Below are 19,031 nucleotides of genomic sequence, written 5' to 3' on the forward strand. Positions count from 1 at the left end.
CGGGGGTAGTGGCGGAGGTGAGCTGTACCACATTCTAGGGCAGACCCGGCGGACCGAGCCGGGTGTTGAGGAGAAGCTGCGATGAGTACCGACCTGGACGTGCGGGTGCGCGACCTGCTCGACCACTACGACGGACCCGAGGCCTGCGCCGCCGATCTGCTCTGTGATCGGCATCCGGCCGAGCGGATCGCGTTCACGGTGGTCGAGTCCGATCTGGGCGCGCACGATCTGACCTACGGCGAGCTGCGGGAGCGCTCGGCCCGCTTCGCCGCCGCCCTGGCCGAACTGGGGGTCGAGCCCGGCGACCGGGTGGCGACGTTGATGGCGAAGTCCGCCGATCTGGTGGTGGCGCTGCTCGGCATCTGGCGCCGTGGCGCCGTGCATGTGCCGCTGTTCACCGCGTTCGCCGCGCCCGCGATCGAGTTCCGGCTCACCGCCAGTCGCGCGAAGGTCGTCGTCGCCGATGCCGACCAGGCACCGAAGCTCGGCGCCGTCGCGGGCACGACGATCGTCGCGGGCGCGGGCGCGGTCCCCGGCGCGTTGCGTTTCGCCGATCTGCTCGCCGCGCACGAGCCCGACGACCCGCGCGCGGCGGCGGTCGCGGTCGGCGGTGACGGCCTGCTGGTCCAGCTGTTCACCAGTGGCACCACCGGCACCCCCAAGGGCGTGCCGATCCCGGTGCGCGCGCTGGCCTCGTTCCACGCCTACCAGGAGTTCGCGCTGGACGTGCGCCCCGACGACGTCTATTGGAACGCCGCCGACCCCGGCTGGGCCTACGGCCTCTACTACGCGATCCTGGCGCCGCTGGCCACCGGTGTGCGCAGCCTGCTGCTGCACGCGGGGTTCTCCGTGTCGCTCACCTGGGAGGTGTTGCGGCGCTTCGGGGTCAGCAACTTCGCCGCCGCGCCGACCGTCTACCGGGCGCTGCGCGCCGACAGCGGTCCGGTGCCCGACGGGATCGCGCTGCGCCGGGCCTCCTCGGCGGGGGAGCCGCTGACCCCCGACGTCGTCGCCTGGTCGCGCGAGACGCTCGGGGTGCCGGTGCGCGACCACTACGGCCAGACCGAACACGGCATGGTCATCTGCCACGCGTGGCACCCGGCCCTCGATGTCGACGCCCCGCTCGGGTCGATGGGCCGCCAGCTGCCCGGCTGGGCCTGCGCGGTGCTGGCCGAGGACGCCGACACCGAGGCCGCGCCCGGCGAGATCGGCCGCGTCGCCATCGACACCCGGCACAGCCCGCTGCTGTGGTTCCTCGGCTACCTCGACGACGCGGAGCGCACCGCGAGCCGGTTCACCGCCGACGGCCGCTGGTACCTCACCGGCGACGTCGGGTCCCGCGACGCGGACGGGCTGTTCCGGTTCAGCTCCCGCGACGACGACGTGATCATCATGGCGGGCTATCGGATCGGCCCGTTCGAGGTCGAGAGCGTGCTGGTCCTGCACGAGCAGGTCGCCGAGGCCGCCGTCGTCGGCATGCCCGACGAGCTGCGCGGGGAGGTGCTCGAAGCGTTCGTGGTTCCGCGCGATGGCGTCGTCGGCGGTGCGGAACTGGCGGCGGAGCTGCAACAGCTGGTCAAGGACAAGTTCGCCGCGCACGCCTACCCGCGCACGGTGCACTTCGTGGCGAGCCTGCCCAAGACACCCAGCGGCAAGGTGCAGCGATTCCTGCTGCGCGGCAAGGAGAACCGGTGATGACCGAACTCAGCTACTCCTGTGGCCTGGCCGATGTCCCGCTGCTCGGCGACACCATCGGCGCGAATCTCGACCGCACCATCGCGGCCCACCCCGAGCGGGACGCGCTCGTGGACCGCCCGAGCGGGCGGCGCTGGACCTATCGCGAGCTCGGCGTCGCCGTCGACGCCGTCGCGACGGGCCTGACCGCGCTGGGCATCGCGCCCGGCGATCGGGTCGGCATCTGGGCGCCCAACTGCGCGGAATGGTTCCTCGTGCAGTACGCCACGGCGAAGATCGGCGCGATTCTGGTCAACATCAATCCCGCGTACCGCACGAGCGAACTCGAATTCGTCCTCGGCCAGGCCGGTGTGCGGATGCTCGTCGCCGCGCCGGAGTTCAAGACCTCCGACTACGTGTCGATGATCGAGCAGGTCCGGCCGAACTGCCCGGCGCTCGAACAGGTGCTGATCCTGGGCACGGCGCCGTGGCACGAGGTCGCCGAGGCCGCGCCTGACATCGACCGGCTGGCCGCGATCGCCGCCACACTCTCAGCCGACGACCCGATCAACATCCAATACACCTCGGGAACAACGGGTTTCCCCAAGGGCGCGACGCTGAGCCACCACAACATCCTCAACAACGGGTTCTTCGTCGGCGAACTGTGCGGCTACACCGAGGCCGACCGGGTCTGCATCCCGGTGCCGTACTACCACTGCTTCGGCATGGTCATGGGCAATCTCGCGGTCACCTCGCACGGTGCGACGGCGGTGATCCCGGCGCCGTCGTTCGATCCGGCCGCGACCCTGGCCGCCGTCGCCGCGGAACGCTGCACCTCGCTCTACGGTGTGCCGACGATGTTCATCGCCATGCTGGCCGAACTCGACAACGGCGCCACACCGGACCTGTCGACCCTGCGCACCGGGATCATGGCGGGTTCGCCGTGCCCGGTCGAGGTGATGAAACGGGTGATCGACCGGATGGGCATGACCGAGGTCTCCATCTGCTACGGCATGACCGAGACCGCGCCGGTGTCGACCCAGACCCGCCGCGACGACAGCATCGTCCGCCGCACCGCCACCGTCGGCCGGGTGGGCCCGCATCTCGAGGTGAAGGTCGTCGACCCGGCCACCGGCCGCACCCTGCCCCGCGGCGAACCGGGCGAGCTGTGCACCCGCGGCTACTCGGTGATGCTCGGCTACTGGGAACAGCCCGACAAGACCGCCGAGGCGATCGACGCCGCCCGCTGGATGCACACCGGCGACATCGGCGTGATGGACGCCGACGGCTATCTCTCGGTCACCGGCCGGATCAAGGACATGGTCATCCGCGGCGGCGAGAACATCTACCCCCGCGAGATCGAGGAATTCCTCTACACCCACCCCGATGTCATCGACGCCCAGGTCATCGGCGTCCCTGACGAGAAATACGGCGAGGAACTCATGGTCTGGTTGCGCCTGCGCGAGGGCGCGGCCCCGCTCGACGCCGCCGCGATCCGCGCGTTCTGTACCGACCGCCTCGCCCACTACAAGATCCCGCGCTACGTCCACGTGGTCGAGGAGTTCCCGATGACGGTCACCGGCAAGGTCCGCAAGGCCGAGATGCGCGAACTGGCCCGGGACATCCTCGGCTGACCGGGCCCACACAACCCGATTCGTGACGGCCGACCCTTGCTAGCCTGTTCGCGACAGCCGAGTACTCCGTGCTCGGTGGCGGATCGTGATGGGGGAGACGGTGTTTCGTCGGATTTCTGTGGTACTGGCCTCGGTCTGCGCGCTGGTGGCGGTGAGCGGGGGAGCGGCCACCGCGGCTCCGGTCGGGCACACGGTGCTGTCCGCACCGAGCGGCCCGCTGCCGGTCGGTACGACGACGCTGCACCTGGTCGACACGGGCAGGCCGGACCCGTTCCAGCCAGGTGCGAGCAGGGAACTGATGGTCTCGGTGTTCTATCCGGCGACCGAGGTGGACCGGTATCCGCGCGCCCACTACATCTCGACCGAACTGGTTCCCGGGCTGGAGCGCTCGCTCGGCATCGATCTGCCCGGGGTGCTGACCCATTCCCACCGCGACGCGCCCGCGCGGACCGGGACCACCTACCCGGTTGTGCTGTACACCCCGGGTGCGGGGGTGTCGCGCCTCCTCGGTACCGGACTCGCCGAGGACCTGGCCTCGCGTGGCTATGTGGTGGTCACCGTCGATCACACCTACGAAGCCGGTCCGGCCGTCGAGTTCCCCGGCGGCCGGATCGTGCGACCGGCCGTGGCGCCGAACGGTTTCGATCCCGCCATCCGGGAGAAGTACATCGCGACGCGCCTGCTCGACATCGGTTTCGTCCTCGACTCCCTCACCGGGTTGGCCGCCGGGACGAACCCCGATGCCGAACAGGACCCGCTGCCCGCCGATCTCGGCCGGGTACTCGATCTCGACAAGGTCGGCGCCGTCGGCCACTCCTCCGGCGGCTACACCGCTGTCGAGTCCATGCGTCTCGATCGCCGCATCGATGCCGCGGTCGATCTGGACGGACAGCTCGGCGTGGACGAGGCGTTCGGCCGCGTGGTGACCGAGGGCGTCGACCGGCCTACCCTGGTGTTGACGAGCGCGCAGATCGAACAGGTCGGTGACGCCAACCCGTCCTTGGACGCGTTCTGGCAGCGGGCCACCGGCTGGAAACGTCATCTGGCCATCGCGGATTCGGCGCACTACGACTTCACCGACCTGCCCGCGCTGATTCCCGCCGTCGCCCGGCCACTGGCCTCGACCTACGTGGGCGCCATCGATCCCGACCGGATGGCGACGCTGGTGCGCACCTACGTCGCCGCCCTGTTCGACAAGTTCCTGCGCGGGCACGCCGGCACCGCGCTGGACCGGCCGGTGACCGAACCCGAACTCGCGACGATCCGCTGACCTGGGTATCAGCCGGGTGTCGGCGGGGAGCTGTAGTCTCTGCGGACGTGACGACAGCGCCCGAGACCGCCCGTTCGACGTCGAACGGCACTCCGACCGACAGCACGACCACCCTCGCCAGCGTAGGCAGGCGGATCGCCGACGAACTGGGGGTGCGCGAGACCCAGGTCCGCGCCGCCGTCGAACTGCTCGACGGCGGTTCGACGGTCCCGTTCATCGCGCGCTACCGCAAGGAGGTCACCGAGGGCCTCGACGATGCCCAACTGCGCCAGCTCGACGAACGGCTCGGCTATCTGCGCGAGCTCGACGAACGACGCGGCGCGATCATCGAATCCATCCGCGGTCAGGGCAAACTCGACCCCGCCCTGCACTCCCAGCTGATGCTCGCCGAGACCAAGGCCCGCCTCGAAGACATCTACCTGCCGTACAAGCCCAAGCGCCGCACCAAGGCCCAGATCGCGCGGGAGGCCGGGCACGAGCCGGTCGCCGACGCGCTGATCGGCGACCCGAACACCGACCCCGCCGGATACGACGCCGAACAGCTCGACGGCGCCCGCGCGATCCTCGTCGAACGCTTCGCCGAGGACGCCGATCTGGTCGGTGAACTGCGCGAACTGATGTGGAACCGTGGTCAGGTCATCTCGACCGTGCGCGCGGGCAAGGAGGAGGCGGGCGCCAAGTTCGCCGACTACTTCGAATTCAGCGAGCCGTTCCACAAACTGCCCTCGCACCGGATCCTGGCGCTGCTGCGGGGGGAGAAGGAAGAGGTGCTCTCCCTGCACCTCGAGCCCGACACCGAGGAACCGGCTCCCGGCGAGCGCACGATCTACGAGGGCCGCATCGCCGTGGCCTTCGGCATCGCCGAGCAGGGCCGCCCCGCCGATTCCTGGTTGCTCGACACCGTGCGCTGGGCCTGGCGCACCAAACTGCAGGTCAGCCTCGGCATCGACACCAGGATGCGGTTGCGCCAGGCCGCCGAGAAGGACGCGGTCGACGTGTTCGCCGCCAACCTGCGCGATCTGCTGCTGGCCGCCCCCGCGGGCACCCGCACCACCATGGGCCTGGACCCCGGCTACCGCACCGGCGTGAAGGTCGCGGTGGTCGACGCCACCGGCAAGGCCGTGGCCACCGAGGTCATCTACCCGCACAAGCCGCAGAACCAGACCGAGAAGTCCCTCGCGGTGCTGGCCGCGCTGGTGGCCCGGTTCGGCGTGGAGCTCATCGCCATCGGCAACGGCACCGCCTCGCGCGAGACCGATGCCCTTGCCACCGAACTCATCTCGCGCATCCCCGAGAACAAGCCGACCAAGATCGTGGTCTCGGAGGCGGGCGCGTCGGTGTACTCCGCCTCGGCGTACGCCTCGGCCGAACTGCCCGACATGGACGTCTCACTGCGCGGCGCGGTCTCGATCGCCCGGCGTCTGCAGGACCCGCTCGCCGAACTGGTCAAGATCGATCCCAAGTCGATCGGCGTCGGCCAGTACCAGCACGACATCTCCGAGACGCTGCTGGCCCGCTCGCTGGGCGCGGTCGTCGAGGACGCGGTGAACGCGGTCGGCGTCGATGTGAACACCGCCTCGGTGCCGCTGCTCGCGCGCGTCTCGGGCGTGTCCGGCTCGGTCGCGGAAAGCATTGTGGCCCATCGTGATCAGAACGGCCCCTTCGGCAGCCGCACCGCCCTGCTCGAGGTGCCGCGGCTCGGTCCGAAGGCCTTCGAACAGTGCGCGGGCTTCCTGCGCATCCGTGGCGGTGCCGACCCGCTCGACACCTCGGCCGTGCACCCCGAGGCCTACCCGGTGGTGCGGCGCATCCTCGAGACCACCGGCCGGCCGATCGCCGAGATCATCGGCAACACCGGCACCCTGCGCGCGCTGAAGCCCGCCGACTTCACCGACGAGAAGTTCGGTGTGCCCACCGTCAGCGACATCATCGCCGAACTGGAGAAGCCGGGCCGCGATCCGCGCCCGGAATTCAAGACCGCCGAGTTCGCCGCGGGCATCGAGAAGGTTGCCGACCTGAAACCCGGCATGGTGCTCGAGGGCGTGGTCACCAATGTCGCGGCCTTCGGAGCCTTCGTCGACGTGGGCGTGCATCAGGACGGGCTCGTACACGTCTCGGCGCTGTCGCACTCCTTCGTCAAGGACCCGCGCGAGGTCGTCAAGTCCGGCGACGTGGTGAAGGTGAAGGTCTTGGAGGTCGACGTCGCCCGCCAGCGCATCGGCCTGACTCTTCGTCTCGATGACGAGCCGGGCAAGCCCGCGCAGGGGGACAATCGGAATGGCGGCGCACCGCGCGGCCAGGGCCGTCCGCCGGGCGGTGACCGTGGGCAGGCTCAGCGTGGCCAGGCCCAGGGTCGCGGCCAGGCGCAAGGGCGTGGCGGCAACCAGCGCAAGCCCGCGGCGGCGCCGACCGGATCGATGGCCGACGCGCTGCGCCGGGCGGGGTTCGGCCAGTAACTCGAGGACAGGGCGGGCGGCATGCGACGGTGGCTCGAAGACGATGTGATCGCGCACGGCCGCCTGCCCCTGCTCTGCTTCCTGCTGGGGTTCATCCTCGGCTTCGTGGTGATCCGGATCAGCGTGCGGCTGATCCGGGCCCAGGTGAAGTGGTGGCCGGGCAATCTGAAGGCGGGCGACACCCACATCCACCACATGGTGTTCGGCGTGATCACCGTGCTGCTCACCGGCATCGGCCTGATCGCCACCGCCGAGGACTCCACCCAGGTCACCTCGAGCGTGCTCGCCACGCTCTTCGGGATCGGCGCCGCGCTGGTCCTCGACGAGTTCGCCCTGATCTTCTATCTGCGTGACGTCTACTGGGAAGAGCAGGGCCGCACCTCGGTGGACGCGGTCTTCGTCGCGGTCGCGGTGACCGGTCTGCTGCTGTTGGGCGTGCAACCGGCGACCTTTCTCGACTACGACAGTTTCCGGCAGTCCAGGGGGATCGGCGTGCGCGTCGGCTTCGCCATCTCCCTGGTCCTCAACCTGCTGCTGGCCGCCGTGGTGATCGCCAAGGGCAAGATCTGGACCGGGCTGTTCGGCATGTTCTTCGCACCGCTGCTGCTGATCGGCGCGGTCCGGCTGAGCAGGCCGGGCGCGCCGTGGGCCCGCTGGCGCTACGGCAACCGGCCCAAGACGATGAGCAGGGCCATCGCCAGGGAACGACGGTATCGGCGCCCGGTCATCCGCGCGAAGATCTTCATCCAGGACCTGATCGCGGGCACCCCCGACATCGAACACGCGCGCAGTGCCGCCGAGGCCGAGCTGCGGCGCACCGTCGTCGCGGCACCGTCCGCGCCGCCGCCACACCCGCATCTGCTGCCGCGCCGCCGCACCGAGACGGCGGGGGAGCACGCCGCCGACGAGTGACCGGGACCGCCCGATTTCAGTCGTGGCTCGCCGGTCTGGCACAATGAACCGGTTGCCTCGGCCGAGTCATGTCCGAGAGCACTCCTGTTCTGAGCATGAACCGGTCGAGCGCGTCAGTGCCGCCAGGTTCCTCTGTTCGCGCAAAGAATCCGAAAAGGTGGAAAATGAACACCCTTGATTTCGTCGACGAGAAGTCGCTGCGTAGCGATGTCCCCGACTTCCGTCCGGGCGACACCCTGAACGTGCACGTGAAGGTCATCGAAGGCTCGAAGGAGCGCGTCCAGGTCTTCAAGGGCGTCGTCATCCGGCGTCACGGTGGCGGCATCGGCGAGACCTTCACGGTCCGCAAGGTGTCCTTCGGCGTCGGTGTCGAGCGCACCTTCCCCGTGCACAGCCCCAACATCGACCACATCGATGTCGTGACCCGCGGTGACGTGCGTCGCGCCAAGCTGTACTACCTGCGCGACCTGCGTGGCAAGGCCGCCAAGATCAAGGAAAAGCGCTGATCTCGCGGTAGCCGTTCGCGGCAAAGAATTTTCAGGTAGCCCGGCACCCGACTCCCGTCGGGGCGCCGGGCTACTCTGTTCGGCGTGGCAGACGACAGTGGTTCGGGGTCGGTATCCGGTTCGGGTGACGACAGTGGGCGGCGCGGGAAAAAGCGCGGCGCGAAGAAACAACGCCCCTTCTGGCAGGAACTGCCGATACTGATCGTGATCGCGGCCGTGATCGCCGCGCTCATGGTCACTTTTGTCGGGCGGCCCTACGTGATCCCCTCGCAGTCGATGGAGGACACGTTGCAGATCGGCGATCGCATCTACGTACAGAAGATCAGCTACTACGGCTCGGATCCCGGTGCCGGTGAGGTGGTGGTCTTCGTCGGGCCGCCGTCGTGGAACGGGCACTACAAGTCGGTGCGCTCCGACAACACCGTCATCCGCGGCGTGCAGAACTTCCTGTCCTACTTCGGGCTGGTGCCGCCCGACGAGAACGATCTGGTCAAGCGCGTCATCGCGGTCGGCGGACAGACCGTGCAGTGCTGCGATCCGCAGGGCCGGGTGATGGTCGACGGCAAGCCGCTCGACGAGCCCTACATCAAGAAGGATTACCCCTGGTACACCGACCGTCCCAACGCGGTGTACCCCGCCGGACGGGTGTTCGGCCCGGTCAAGGTTCCCGAGGGCAATCTGTGGGTGATGGGCGACAACCGCAACGAGTCGGCGGATTCACGCGCCCATGTCAGCGACGAACTGCAGGGCACTGTCCCGCAGGACAACGTGCGCGGCAAGACCGTGTTCAAGATCTGGCCGCCGAGCCGGATCGGCCCGGTGCGCACGCAGAACGCCCAGGAGAACTGACGCGACGAGACACGGGGACAATCGAACTGTGGGGCAGGATCGGACCAGCTGGCCGCCGCGCGTGGTGATGCGCCGGGCGGGCGGACTGCGCACGCTGGAGGCGGCGCTCATCCGCGGGGGGCTCGGCCCGGTGGCCGGCGTGGACGAGGCCGGGCGCGGGCCGTGCGCGGGGCCGCTGGTGGTCGCCGCGTGCCTGCTGGCGCCCAAGGCCTACGACAAGCTGTCCGGGCTCGACGACTCCAAGAAACTCACCGAGGCGGCCCGTGAGGAGCTGTTCCCGGTGATCCAGCGCTTGGCGCTGGCCTGGAGTGTGGTCGTGATCCCGGCCTGGGAGATCGACTCGATCGGCATCCACGTCGCCAATATCGAGGGCATGCGCCGGGCCGTCGTCGGCCTCGGCGCCACTCCCGGCTACGTCCTGACCGACGGATTCAAGGTTCCCGGTCTGCCCGCGCCGTCGCTGCCGGTGATCGGCGGCGACGGTACCGCGGCCTGTATCGCTGCGGCGAGCATCCTGGCCAAGGTGACCAGGGACCGGATGATGGTCGAGCTCGACGGGCAGTTGCCCGGCTACGGTTTCGCCGCGCACAAGGGCTACAACACGCCCGAGCACACCGCCGCGCTGCGGCAGCTCGGACCCAGTACCGAACACCGCCGATCCTGGCGCAATGTGCGCGAGCTCGAGGTGCCGGGCGGTAGCCGAGTGGCTACCCGCCCGGCGCATGCGCGATGATGTGATCAATGAACGCGGCGCTGCTAGCAGGAGGACGTCCCACCCGATGAGTGCTGAGGACCTCGAGAAGTACGAAACCGAGATGGAGCTGTCGCTGTACCGCGAGTACAAGGACATCGTCGGCCAGTTCTCGTACGTGGTGGAGACCGAGCGCCGCTTCTACCTGGCCAATTCCGTCGAACTGCGGCCCCAGAACGCCGACGGCGAGGTGTACTTCGAAGTGCGGATGAGCGATGCCTGGGTGTGGGACATGTACCGGCCCGCGCGCTTCGTCAAGCACGTCCGGGTGATCACGTTCAAGGACGTGAACATCGAGGAGCTGGAGAAGCCGGACCTGCGTTTGCCTGAGTAGTTGTCCACAGGTCGGCGGTTGTCCACAGGTTTGTTGTTCGCCCAGGTCGCGTGAACGGGTCCGTCGGCGGCCGACCGCATGCTTCGGGGCGTGGCTGACAAACAGGCGCTCGGCGCATACGGGGAGAAACTGGCGGCGCAGTATCTGCGTGAGACCGGGATGGAGATCGTCGCTCGCAATTGGCGGTGCCGGTACGGGGAGCTGGATCTGATCGTCCAGGATCCGTCCATCACGGCGTTCGTCGAGGTGAAGACGCGGTCGGGGCTGGGGTTCGGTACTCCGGCCGAATCGGTGACCTTCAGCAAGCAGCAGCGGATCCGGCGGCTGGCGCTGCTGTGGCTGGCCGAACAGGAAGGGCCGTGGCGGCGGATCCGGTTCGACGTGGTGTCGGTGCTGGTCGCGCGCGGGTACCGGCCGGTCATCAACCATCTGACCGCGGCGTTCTGATGGCGCTCGGACGAGCCTTGTCGGTGGCGGTGACCGGGGTCGACGGGCAACTGGTGGAGATCGAGGCCGATATCGGCCAGGGGTTGCCATCGGTGAATCTCGTCGGCCTGCCGGACACGGCGCTGCAGGAGTCGCGGAACCGGGTGCGCTCCGCGGTGGCGAATACGGGGGAGAAATGGCCGGACGGGCGGGTGATTCTGGCTCTTTCGCCGGCCACCCTGCCGAAGATCGGCTCCGTTTACGATCTCGCACTGGCGGTTTCGGTGCTCGACGCCTCCGGCGCGGTGCCGGGTGAGCGGCTGGTCAAGACGGTGCTGCTGGGGGAACTGGCCCTCGACGGGCGGGTGCGGCGGGTGCGCGGTGTCCTGCCCGCGGTGATCGCGGCTCGCAACGCGGGATTGCCCACCGTCGTCGTTCCCGCCGAGGCGGTGGCCGAAGCGGGACTGGTCGAGGGGATCGACGTGCTGGGGGCGACGAGTCTGCGCGCGGTGGTCTCCTGGTTGCGAGGTGAGGGTTCGCTGCTGGAACCCGACGGTGTGGTCGCGGGTGTGCAGGCTCCGTGCGGTGATCTCAGTGACGTGGTCGGTCAGGACGAGGCGCGCTGGGCACTGGAGGTGGCTGCGGCGGGCGGTCATCATCTGTTGCTGACGGGTCCGCCAGGAATCGGTAAAACGATGCTGGCGCAACGACTTCCAGGCTTGTTGCCGCCCTTGTCGGAGAACGAGTCGCTGGAGGTGACCGCGATCCACTCCATGGCGGGTTCGCTGTCGGCGGAGCAGCCGCTGATGACGCTGGCTCCCTTTGTCGCCCCGCACCATTCGACCTCGGTGACCGCCATGATCGGCGGCGGTTCGGGCATGGCCCGCCCGGGTGCGGTGAGCCGGGCACATCGTGGAGTCCTGTTCCTCGACGAATGTGCCGAGATCGGCACGAAAGTACTGGAGGCACTGCGTACTCCGCTCGAAGAGGGGGAGGTGCGGATCGCCCGGCGGGACGGTGTCGCCCGGTATCCGGCGCGATTCCAGTTGGTTCTGGCGGCCAATCCCTGCCCCTGTGCCCCGGCCCGTGATGTCGACTGCATCTGCGCGCCGCTGGCTCGCCGCCGTTACCTGGGCAAACTGTCCGGCCCGCTGCTCGACCGCATCGACATCTGGGTCCAGATGCACGGTCAGGCGGGCGCGACCTTCGGCGACGAGCAGGTCGAGACCAGCGCCACCGTGGCGGCGCGGGTCGCCGAGGCCAGAGCGACGGCCGTCGAGCGGTGGCGCGAAGACGGCTGGACGACCAATGCCGAGGTGCCGGGACATATTCTCCGACAGCGATTCCGGCTGCCCAGGGAGTCGATCGCGCCGATCGAGACGGCGCTGCGGCTGGGCCGCATGTCGGCCCGCGGCGCCGATCGGGCCATCCGCGTGGCGTGGACGGTCTGTGATCTGCGCGGTGGGGAGCTGCCGTCGGTGCAGGACGTGTTGTCGGCGTTGAACTTCCGTCAGCGGGGTGCGCAGTGAGTCGTGTGCGTGCTGTTCGGCCGGTCGGCGTCGTCGGGTCGCGCTGGTCTGCGCGGGTTGCGGGCGGAGCCAGGACGGCATGGGTCCTTGGCGGTGTCGGGTGTGTGGCGGTGGGAGCGGAGCGTACATCGGTCATCCGTCGCGAGTGGCGCGTCGATGGCGTGGAACTGCTGTGCGCCGAGAAGTGGCAGGGGGAGCGGTGAGCGTGGTGCCTGCGACCCGGGGTGATGTGGTGGATCTGGATGCGGAGGCCGACGAGCGGCGGCTCGCGTGGGTGTATCTGTCGCGGGTGGTGCAGGGCCCGTGTGCTCCGTTGTCGGCGTTGATCGCCTCGGTCGGGGTGTGTGAGGCGGCGCGCGCGGTGCGGGAGCACGAATTGCCGGAGGCTTTGCGTGGCCCGACGGCGGCCCGCCGTGAGATCGACTCGGCGGCTCAGGATCTGGAGACGATGGCTCGGCTGGGCGGTCGGGTCATCACCCCGGATGACGACGAATGGCCGGGGTGGCGGATGCTCGGCCTCGACCAGCTCGACACCGACCGCGACCGTGACGCCGCGGTTCCGCTCGTGCTGTGGGCGCGCGGCCCCCTCGCGCTACAGACGGCATCCGAACGTGCTGTTGCCGTGGTCGGTTCGCGCTGTAGCAGTGGATACGGCGTCCAGGTGGCCAGTGAGATCGCCTGCGATCTGGCCGGCCGCGGCTGGACGATCGTGTCCGGCGCCGCATTCGGCATCGACGCGGCCGCCCACCGGGCCGCGCTGGCCGTGGGTGGCTCGACCGTTGCCGTACTCGCCTGTGGGGTCGACCGTCCCTATCCGGCCCAACACGACCGCCTGCTCACCGCCATCGCCGATACCGGTCTGGTGGTGAGCGAATACCCACCGGGAACCACCGCGCAGAAGCACCGGTTCCTCGCCCGCAACCGGTTGATCGCCACCTTGGGCGACGGCGTGCTCGTTGTCGAGGCGGGGATGCGCAGCGGCGCGCGCAATACGGTGAAATGGGCACGCCGACTGGGCAGACCCGCGATGGCGGTGCCGGGACCGGTCGGATCGGCCTCGTCGGCGGGTTGCCACCGCATGATCAGGGAGGGGGAAGCCCATCTGGTGACCCGGGCCGAGGACGTCATCGACGAGGCGGGCCCACTCCGCCTCCCTGTCGCGGAGTCCGCGGATACCGACCCCGCCGCCCACCTCCGCGGCGCCGAGGCCGAGGTGTACGCGGCCCTTCCCGCCATCGGCTCCCGTCTTCCCCGTGAGCTGGCCCAACAATCCGGCCTCGACCTCGCCACGGTTCGCGCGGTGCTCCCCGCCCTCGAGCTCGCCGAACTGGTCGGCTGCGACTCCGACGGCTGGTTCCGCACCCGAGGCCGCCGCTCCGGATGAGGGCTCCGCGCGATGGTCGGCCTGGGCGGGTGCGGGTTGCTGGGGCGAACCGGTGGAAGGCGACCACATAGAGCCGGTCCGTCATTCGTGTTGCTGGTGGGCGAGGGGCCGTGCTGGAGGGAACCCGGTGCCGCTGGGTGGCGTCCGACTGTCGGAGCGGTCGGTTCGCCAGAGGTGTGGTGGCTGTCGGCGGGGAGTGTGGTCGGCGTGGTGGGTTGCGCGGGTGGGGGACAGGGGTGACGGTGGGGGGATGGATGTGTTGCCCGAGGATCTGACCGCGTTGCTCACCGAGTTCGGGCGGCACCTGCGGTTGGGGCGGAATCGGTCGGCGCACACGGTGCGGGCGTATCTGGGGGACGTGCGGTCGCTGCTCGAGCATCTGTACGCGCGCTCGCCGGACTCGGCCGTACGGGAGCTGGATCTGCCGTTGTTGCGGGCGTGGCTCGCGGAGTTGGCGGCGGCAGGCGCCGCGCGGACCACGTTGTCCCGGCGTGCTTCTGCCGCACGGACGTTCACCGCGTGGCTCACCGAGACCGGGCGCCTCGAGATCGACCCCGGACTGCGGCTGCAGGCGCCGAAGGCACACCGAACGCTGCCGCAGGTCCTCGCCCGTGGACAGGCCGAGCAGGCCATGGACGCGGCGGAATCCGGTGCGGCCCAGCAGGATCCGATGGCGCTGCGCGACCGGCTGATCGTCGAGTTGCTCTACGCCACCGGGATCCGGGTCAGCGAGCTGTGCGGTCTCGACATCGATGACATCGATCGGGAGCGCAAGCTCGTGCGGGTGCTCGGCAAGGGGAACAAGGAACGCTCGGTGCCGTTCGGCGGCCCCGCCGACACCGCATTGGACGCCTGGCTCCGCGCCGGACGCCCCGCCCTGGCCGTCGATCACTCCGGGCGTGCCCTGCTGCTCGGGCTCCGCGGCCGCCGCCTCGACCAGCGCCAGGCCCGCACCGTCGTCCACGAGGTGGTGTCCGCGATCCCCGGCGCCCCCGACATGGGCCCACACGGACTACGCCACACCGCGGCCACCCACCTCCTCGAAGGCGGCGCCGACCTCCGCGTGGTCCAAGAACTCCTCGGCCACGCCAGCATGGCGACCACCCAGCTCTACACTCACGTCTCCGTGGAACGCCTCAAACGCGTCCACGACCAAGCCCACCCCCGCGCCTAGACCCCGATGCCCCTTCCACCGAACTCGCATGACAGCTGCCTGCTGAGCCCCCCGTCCTCTCCGGGTACACCAGAGCCATCCGGGGCTGCCAGGCCGTCGGCGACTCAGGTGGAGGCCGGTCGTGGGACGGCATCGCTCGGTAGCGGTCGGGAGATTCTGACTCGCCGGGGCGCGTGCAGTGGCCTGCCTGGCGTCTGCCTACCCCGGTACACGGCAAGATGGGGCTCGGAGGTGGTGGCGATGACATTGCCCGAGGTCGGGGCCGAGTCCGAGGACGGGGAAGGGGACGTCGATTATCGGTTCACCCTTGCCAACGAGCGAACCTTCCTGGCGTGGATCCGGACCGCGCTGGGTCTGCTCGCCGGTGGTGTCGCCGTTCATACGCTGGTGCAGCCGTTGCGCCTGGCCGGTTTCGCCGGTGTCATCGCCGGGAGCTGCCTGGTCATGTCGTTGACCGTCGCGCTCGGCGCCTATCGACACTGGCGGCGGGTGAACATCGTGATGCGGACTGGGGGCACGCTACCGGGCACGATTCTGGTGCCGGTGCTGTCGGCCGGCGTCGCGCTGGTCGCCGTCCTCGCCTGCGTGGCGGTATTGCTGTCATGACCGCACCGACCCTGGCCATGGAACGGACCGCCCTGGCGTGGCGGCGCACCGCCCTCGGCGCAGCCGCCTGCACCATGCTCTTCGTCCACGACGCCACAACACACGGATCGACCGTCGTCCTCCCACTCGCCGCGGCGGCCGCTTCCCTGCTGCTGACCTGGCTCGGCTGGACCCGCGGCCGCGCCCTCGACCACGGTCGAATGCCGCCCGCCCACCGCCCGGTAGCTACCACCGCCGTCGCCATCACGCTGGTCGCCCTCATCGCCCTCGGCAGCGTGCTACTCGACGGATAGACGACCGTTATCCGGCGAACCGGTGTCGTAGGCGAAACTGCCGGTGGCCAGCACGGCCATAGCTGCCGTGGCCGTGGCCGGAACGGAACCGGAAGCTGTAGCCGGAGCCGCAAGCCCAAGCCGCAGCTGTGGCCGGAACTGGAACCGCGCGGCCGGTAGCTGCCGCCGGAACCCGGCCGAAGCCGCAGCTGCCGCCAGAACCGCGGCTGCAGTCGCAGTCGCAGCCGGGACCGTAGCGGTAGTCGTAGCTGCCATCGGGACCACAGCCGCAGCCACGACTATGTAGCTGCCGCCGGACCGCTGCAGCCCGACCGCAGACGTCGCCGGGACCGCAGCGGCAGCTGTATGGTCTCCGTCGGTCGGAGGCGGTACGCCGCTGAGCGGTGGAAATATGCTCGACGCTGCGCTGGCCTGTGGTTAGGCTCGCCGACCATGACCACCGGAACATCGGACCAGCTCGGGACGCCGCTGCGCGAACGCTTGCGTGCCGCCCTGAAGCCCGCGATGAAAGCGCGTGACCGCGGCGCGGTCTCGGCACTGCGATCGGCCCTGAGCGCCATCGACAACGCCGAGGCCATCGACACCGGTGACGTGAAAGCTGGTGCGCTGGAAGACAGCGCAATCGGCCTCGGTGCCGCCGAAGCCCCTCGACGCGACCTCAGTGAAACCGAGATCGAGCAGATAGTGCGCCGCGAGATCGAGGAAAGGCGCACCGCCGCAGCGGAATACGACCGGCTCGGCGCAGCGGACCGTCGCGATCAACTCGAGTCGGAAGTTGACGCGCTGACCGCGCTGCTCTGATCTGTCGGCAGCCGGCACGCTCGACATCGGCCATCGCGCAGTGCTGGAAATCGACGCGAGCGCCGCCGCAACGGCTGCGACGATGCGAAGGCGAGCTCCGAGCGAACCTCCGGGTTGTTGCGGACGAGCGCCAGCCGCAGTATGCCTGGGGCGCGTGCGGGGGATCCGGTGCGGCACCCACCGAGCTGAACCTGCAGACCGGCTCGGGTGCCTCGAGAGGCGACAGGGGTGTGGCCTGCCGGAACTTTTCGATGAGCGCAGGGTGTCGGCGAACGTCAGGGCTTGGTTGGTAGGGTGCGCAAGTAGCGGATCGCGAACCAGCGCTGGATCATTCGGACCACGGGGCCGCCCAGACGGACGTACCAGGTGCCGGGGCGGGAGAAGGCGGTGACGAGGCCGTAGACCGCATCGTCGGTGGGGTCGTATTCGACGGCGAACAGTTCTTCGCCGATCTCGGGGTGGCCGGGCAGCGTGCCGTAGGCGAAGCCGCGACGGTGGGGTTCGGTGAGGACGTAGACCACTCGGCAGGGGGCGGTGATGGCGAGTGGGCCGAGGCCGAGCCGGACTGTGAGTTCTGTGCTGGGCTCGGCGGTTTCGGTGTCGGCGCGACCGAAGATGCCGACACCCTTCTGCATGCCGAAGTCGAGGATGTGCGTGGCGGCGCGGTCGAACAGGTCGCGGCCGTGGCCGATCCGGCGGCGATGCCGGAACCGGTGGTACCCGGCGGGCATGGTCGTGCGGGTGGCACCCACATCGGGGTAGGTGAACGGCGCTGATTGCTCTGGCACGCCTCGATTGTCGTCCCGCGTTGGTCGGCACCGCCGCTGGATCACCGGAGTGGTTCATCACATCACCGTTCCAGCGGCTTCAGCCGGATCGGGACGTGATGGAGCAGGCCGAGCGGATCGACGTACTCGCGCCTGCTGTGCGCGCTCGACTCGCGCCGGGCACCCCAGTGCAGGCAGGCGGCCGCCGGGCACCCCTCGTGCCCGGCCGCCAGGGTGCCGATCGGTGTACCTCTGCTCACCCGGCTCCCCACGGTGACTTCCGCTTGCACCGGCTCGTAGGTCGTGCGCAAACCGCCGGGATGGTCGATCGAGACCACCGGTTTGTCCGCCACCACGCCCGCGAACACCACGATGCCCTCGCCCGCCGCCAACACGACCTGTCCGACGCTGCCCGCCAGATCGACCCCACGATGCCCCGGCAACCAGTCGTGTTCCGGCTTGTCGAACCGGCGCTCCACCGTCGGCCGCGGTCGCAACGGCCAACCGAACTCTCCCGGTTCGGCCGCATCGACCGGCGCCGCACCGCACAGCATCGCGACCACCAGCCCGATCCCGGCCAGACTTCGACAGCACACCGCCCGCCCACGAACCACCTCCGCGCGCATCGCTGGACCGGCTCAGCGCAGCGGCCGCGGAGCAGGCACGCGCTGGGCGGCGGTCAGGTCCTGCAGCACCTCCCGCAGGACATCGGAAAGCTCCGTCGACCCGCTCCCGGCTCCCGCCGTCACGGGCCTCGCCCTCGTCGCCCCCGCTCGGATGATGATCTCGACCTCGGACCGTGTCACCACTCGCTCGACGGCCACTCCCCGTGGCGCATCGGGCGCGGTGGCGAGATCGTGCACGGTGATCCGCACCGGGATCGGTGTGGGCACGAGCGCCGGATCGGGAGGCGCGGCGTGGGTGTGATCGGGCGGCCGATTCGGCAAGGGCGGACTCGGTGCCTGTGCGGGGCCGAGCCCGCTGGTGACATCGCCGCAGGCGCGCCGAGGCTGAGGTGCGGCAGGCGCGCACCGGGCTGAGTGCGCGGGTGCTCGGTCGATCGGCAGCGTGCCCGGAACCCGATCATCCCCGGCGCACACCGGCGTGACAGAGGGTGAATCAGGAGGCTGGGCCACCGCAGGCGCAGCCGCGAGGCCGACCGCGCAGAGCAGCCCGGAAAGGGAGGTGATGACCCGTGTCAACATGTTCATGACCCCACTCTGGGCGGCGAGAACCGCGCTCGGGGCCGCCGAACCACGAATGTGGACAACTTCGCCGCATGTGGATATCGCGCGCTTCACCACCGTCGTGGGCGGCCCCTGCCAGGGGGTGATTTCGGGCGTGGCGCAGGTCCGCGTAGACTGATCGAGCGGTTTGTGCTCAGCAGCAGTTGTGCACGGCACGGACCGACTTCGCGCGCCACCTTTGCTCGTCCATCCGGTCGCCGCTCGCAACGCAGGCAGTCCGTGAGGGCATGTCCGCGCGAGTTCTTCAACGGATGAACAGTGGAATCGTCGGCTGGTCCCGGTCTCGCAGACCTGGGTCCGGCGGTTTCGGTGGCGCCAGGGCAGTCGATCGCCGATCGACCGCGACAACCGGCAACGAAAGAGAGCTACGGTAGCTATGCCTGTCGTAACCATGAAGCAGCTGCTCGACAGCGGCGCG

19 protein-coding genes are annotated in these 19,031 nt (G+C 69.6%); 16 read left to right on the plus strand and 3 right to left on the minus strand.

Annotation, left to right across the window (positions count from 1 at the left end):
- The first annotated feature begins 81 nt into the window (after positions 1 to 81).
- The 16 genes from ACFVVM_RS21275 to ACFVVM_RS21350 all read left to right on the plus strand — a co-directional run bounded on the left by ACFVVM_RS21275 (position 82) and on the right by ACFVVM_RS21350 (position 16,599).
- Complete coding sequence (locus ACFVVM_RS21275; protein WP_387620804.1) at positions 82 to 1,695, plus strand: AMP-binding protein; 1,614 nt, start codon at positions 82 to 84, stop codon at positions 1,693 to 1,695.
- On the plus strand, positions 1,695 to 3,308 hold the full coding sequence (locus tag ACFVVM_RS21280; RefSeq protein WP_387620807.1) for an AMP-binding protein: 1,614 nt from the start codon (positions 1,695 to 1,697) through the stop codon (positions 3,306 to 3,308). Before ACFVVM_RS21275 ends, ACFVVM_RS21280 begins: the two co-directional genes overlap by 1 nt.
- Positions 3,309 to 3,396: 88 nt before the next feature.
- Positions 3,397 to 4,578, plus strand: coding sequence for an alpha/beta hydrolase family protein (locus tag ACFVVM_RS21285; protein WP_387620810.1), 1,182 nt, complete (start codon positions 3,397 to 3,399; stop codon positions 4,576 to 4,578).
- A gap of 47 nt (positions 4,579 to 4,625) precedes the next feature.
- Positions 4,626 to 7,034 carry a Tex family protein gene (locus ACFVVM_RS21290; RefSeq protein WP_387620813.1) on the plus strand — a complete coding sequence of 803 codons (2,409 nt, stop codon included), beginning with the start codon at positions 4,626 to 4,628 and terminating at the stop codon, positions 7,032 to 7,034.
- A gap of 21 nt (positions 7,035 to 7,055) precedes the next feature.
- Positions 7,056 to 7,946, plus strand: a complete 891-nt coding sequence (locus tag ACFVVM_RS21295; protein WP_387620815.1) for a hypothetical protein — start codon at positions 7,056 to 7,058, stop codon at positions 7,944 to 7,946.
- A 164-nt stretch (positions 7,947 to 8,110) separates the two neighbouring features.
- Positions 8,111 to 8,452 carry a 50S ribosomal protein L19 gene (gene rplS, locus ACFVVM_RS21300; RefSeq protein ID WP_387620818.1) on the plus strand — a complete coding sequence of 114 codons (342 nt, stop codon included), beginning with the start codon at positions 8,111 to 8,113 and terminating at the stop codon, positions 8,450 to 8,452.
- A gap of 84 nt (positions 8,453 to 8,536) precedes the next feature.
- Positions 8,537 to 9,301, plus strand: coding sequence for a signal peptidase I (lepB, locus tag ACFVVM_RS21305; protein WP_387620821.1), 765 nt, complete (start codon positions 8,537 to 8,539; stop codon positions 9,299 to 9,301).
- 28 nt (positions 9,302 to 9,329) lie between these two features.
- On the plus strand, positions 9,330 to 10,034 hold the full coding sequence (locus ACFVVM_RS21310; protein WP_387620822.1) for a ribonuclease HII: 705 nt from the start codon (positions 9,330 to 9,332) through the stop codon (positions 10,032 to 10,034).
- A 46-nt stretch (positions 10,035 to 10,080) separates the two neighbouring features.
- A complete protein-coding gene (locus ACFVVM_RS21315) occupies positions 10,081 to 10,386 on the plus strand; it encodes a DUF2469 domain-containing protein (RefSeq protein ID WP_011210678.1) in 306 nt (101 codons plus the stop codon).
- Between the two features lie 90 nt (positions 10,387 to 10,476).
- Positions 10,477 to 10,833 carry a YraN family protein gene (locus ACFVVM_RS21320; protein ID WP_387620824.1) on the plus strand — a complete coding sequence of 119 codons (357 nt, stop codon included), beginning with the start codon at positions 10,477 to 10,479 and terminating at the stop codon, positions 10,831 to 10,833.
- Positions 10,833 to 12,341, plus strand: a complete 1,509-nt coding sequence (locus ACFVVM_RS21325) for a YifB family Mg chelatase-like AAA ATPase (RefSeq protein WP_387620827.1) — start codon at positions 10,833 to 10,835, stop codon at positions 12,339 to 12,341. The genes ACFVVM_RS21320 and ACFVVM_RS21325 overlap by 1 nt, the downstream gene beginning before the upstream one ends.
- A 238-nt stretch (positions 12,342 to 12,579) precedes the next feature.
- Positions 12,580 to 13,725 carry a DNA-processing protein DprA gene (gene dprA, locus ACFVVM_RS21330; protein ID WP_387620925.1) on the plus strand — a complete coding sequence of 382 codons (1,146 nt, stop codon included), beginning with the start codon at positions 12,580 to 12,582 and terminating at the stop codon, positions 13,723 to 13,725.
- A gap of 250 nt (positions 13,726 to 13,975) precedes the next feature.
- Complete coding sequence (locus tag ACFVVM_RS21335) at positions 13,976 to 14,899, plus strand: tyrosine recombinase XerC (RefSeq protein ID WP_387620830.1); 924 nt, start codon at positions 13,976 to 13,978, stop codon at positions 14,897 to 14,899.
- A gap of 240 nt (positions 14,900 to 15,139) precedes the next feature.
- Positions 15,140 to 15,505 (plus strand): YidH family protein, encoded by a 366-nt coding sequence (locus tag ACFVVM_RS21340; protein ID WP_387620832.1) that lies wholly within the window; start codon positions 15,140 to 15,142, stop codon positions 15,503 to 15,505.
- On the plus strand, positions 15,502 to 15,798 hold the full coding sequence (locus ACFVVM_RS21345) for a DUF202 domain-containing protein (RefSeq protein ID WP_387620834.1): 297 nt from the start codon (positions 15,502 to 15,504) through the stop codon (positions 15,796 to 15,798). Before ACFVVM_RS21340 ends, ACFVVM_RS21345 begins: the two co-directional genes overlap by 4 nt.
- A gap of 432 nt (positions 15,799 to 16,230) precedes the next feature.
- Positions 16,231 to 16,599 (plus strand): hypothetical protein, encoded by a 369-nt coding sequence (locus tag ACFVVM_RS21350; protein WP_387620837.1) that lies wholly within the window; start codon positions 16,231 to 16,233, stop codon positions 16,597 to 16,599.
- A gap of 275 nt (positions 16,600 to 16,874) precedes the next feature.
- Here the strand turns inward: ACFVVM_RS21350 and ACFVVM_RS21355 are convergent, their stop codons facing one another.
- The 3 genes from ACFVVM_RS21355 to ACFVVM_RS21365 all read right to left on the minus strand — a co-directional run bounded on the left by ACFVVM_RS21355 (position 16,875) and on the right by ACFVVM_RS21365 (position 18,259).
- Complete coding sequence (locus ACFVVM_RS21355; protein ID WP_387620840.1) at positions 16,875 to 17,387, minus strand: DUF1990 family protein; 513 nt, start codon at positions 17,385 to 17,387, stop codon at positions 16,875 to 16,877.
- Positions 17,388 to 17,449: 62 nt separating this feature from the next.
- On the minus strand, positions 17,450 to 17,920 hold the full coding sequence (locus ACFVVM_RS21360) for a M23 family metallopeptidase (RefSeq protein WP_387620927.1): 471 nt from the start codon (positions 17,918 to 17,920) through the stop codon (positions 17,450 to 17,452).
- An 84-nt stretch (positions 17,921 to 18,004) separates the two neighbouring features.
- Positions 18,005 to 18,259: a hypothetical protein gene (locus ACFVVM_RS21365; RefSeq protein WP_387620842.1), complete on the minus strand. Its 255-nt coding sequence runs from the start codon at positions 18,257 to 18,259 to the stop codon at positions 18,005 to 18,007.
- Between the last annotated feature and the right edge of the window lie 772 nt (positions 18,260 to 19,031).

Source organism: Nocardia sp. NPDC058176 (assembly GCF_042883805.1).
In the GTDB taxonomy this organism is placed as follows: Bacteria; Actinomycetota; Actinomycetes; order Mycobacteriales; family Mycobacteriaceae; genus Nocardia.

Bases quoted from the DNA above. Each gene is read 5' to 3' on its own strand.
- ACFVVM_RS21275 (WP_387620804.1), top strand. From the start codon at position 82: ATGAGTACCGACCTGGACGTGCGGGTGCGCGACCTGCTCGACCACTAC.
- ACFVVM_RS21280 (WP_387620807.1), top strand. From the start codon at position 1,695: ATGACCGAACTCAGCTACTCCTGTGGCCTGGCCGATGTCCCGCTGCTC.
- ACFVVM_RS21285 (WP_387620810.1), top strand. From the start codon at position 3,397: ATGGGGGAGACGGTGTTTCGTCGGATTTCTGTGGTACTGGCCTCGGTC.
- ACFVVM_RS21295 (WP_387620815.1), top strand. From the start codon at position 7,056: ATGCGACGGTGGCTCGAAGACGATGTGATCGCGCACGGCCGCCTGCCC.
- rplS (WP_387620818.1), top strand. From the start codon at position 8,111: ATGAACACCCTTGATTTCGTCGACGAGAAGTCGCTGCGTAGCGATGTC.
- ACFVVM_RS21315 (WP_011210678.1), top strand. From the start codon at position 10,081: ATGAGTGCTGAGGACCTCGAGAAGTACGAAACCGAGATGGAGCTGTCG.
- ACFVVM_RS21325 (WP_387620827.1), top strand. From the start codon at position 10,833: ATGGCGCTCGGACGAGCCTTGTCGGTGGCGGTGACCGGGGTCGACGGG.
- ACFVVM_RS21335 (WP_387620830.1), top strand. From the start codon at position 13,976: ATGGATGTGTTGCCCGAGGATCTGACCGCGTTGCTCACCGAGTTCGGG.
- ACFVVM_RS21340 (WP_387620832.1), top strand. From the start codon at position 15,140: ATGACATTGCCCGAGGTCGGGGCCGAGTCCGAGGACGGGGAAGGGGAC.
- ACFVVM_RS21345 (WP_387620834.1), top strand. From the start codon at position 15,502: ATGACCGCACCGACCCTGGCCATGGAACGGACCGCCCTGGCGTGGCGG.
- ACFVVM_RS21350 (WP_387620837.1), top strand. From the start codon at position 16,231: ATGACCACCGGAACATCGGACCAGCTCGGGACGCCGCTGCGCGAACGC.
- ACFVVM_RS21360 (WP_387620927.1), bottom strand. From the start codon at position 17,920: ATGCTGTGCGGTGCGGCGCCGGTCGATGCGGCCGAACCGGGAGAGTTC.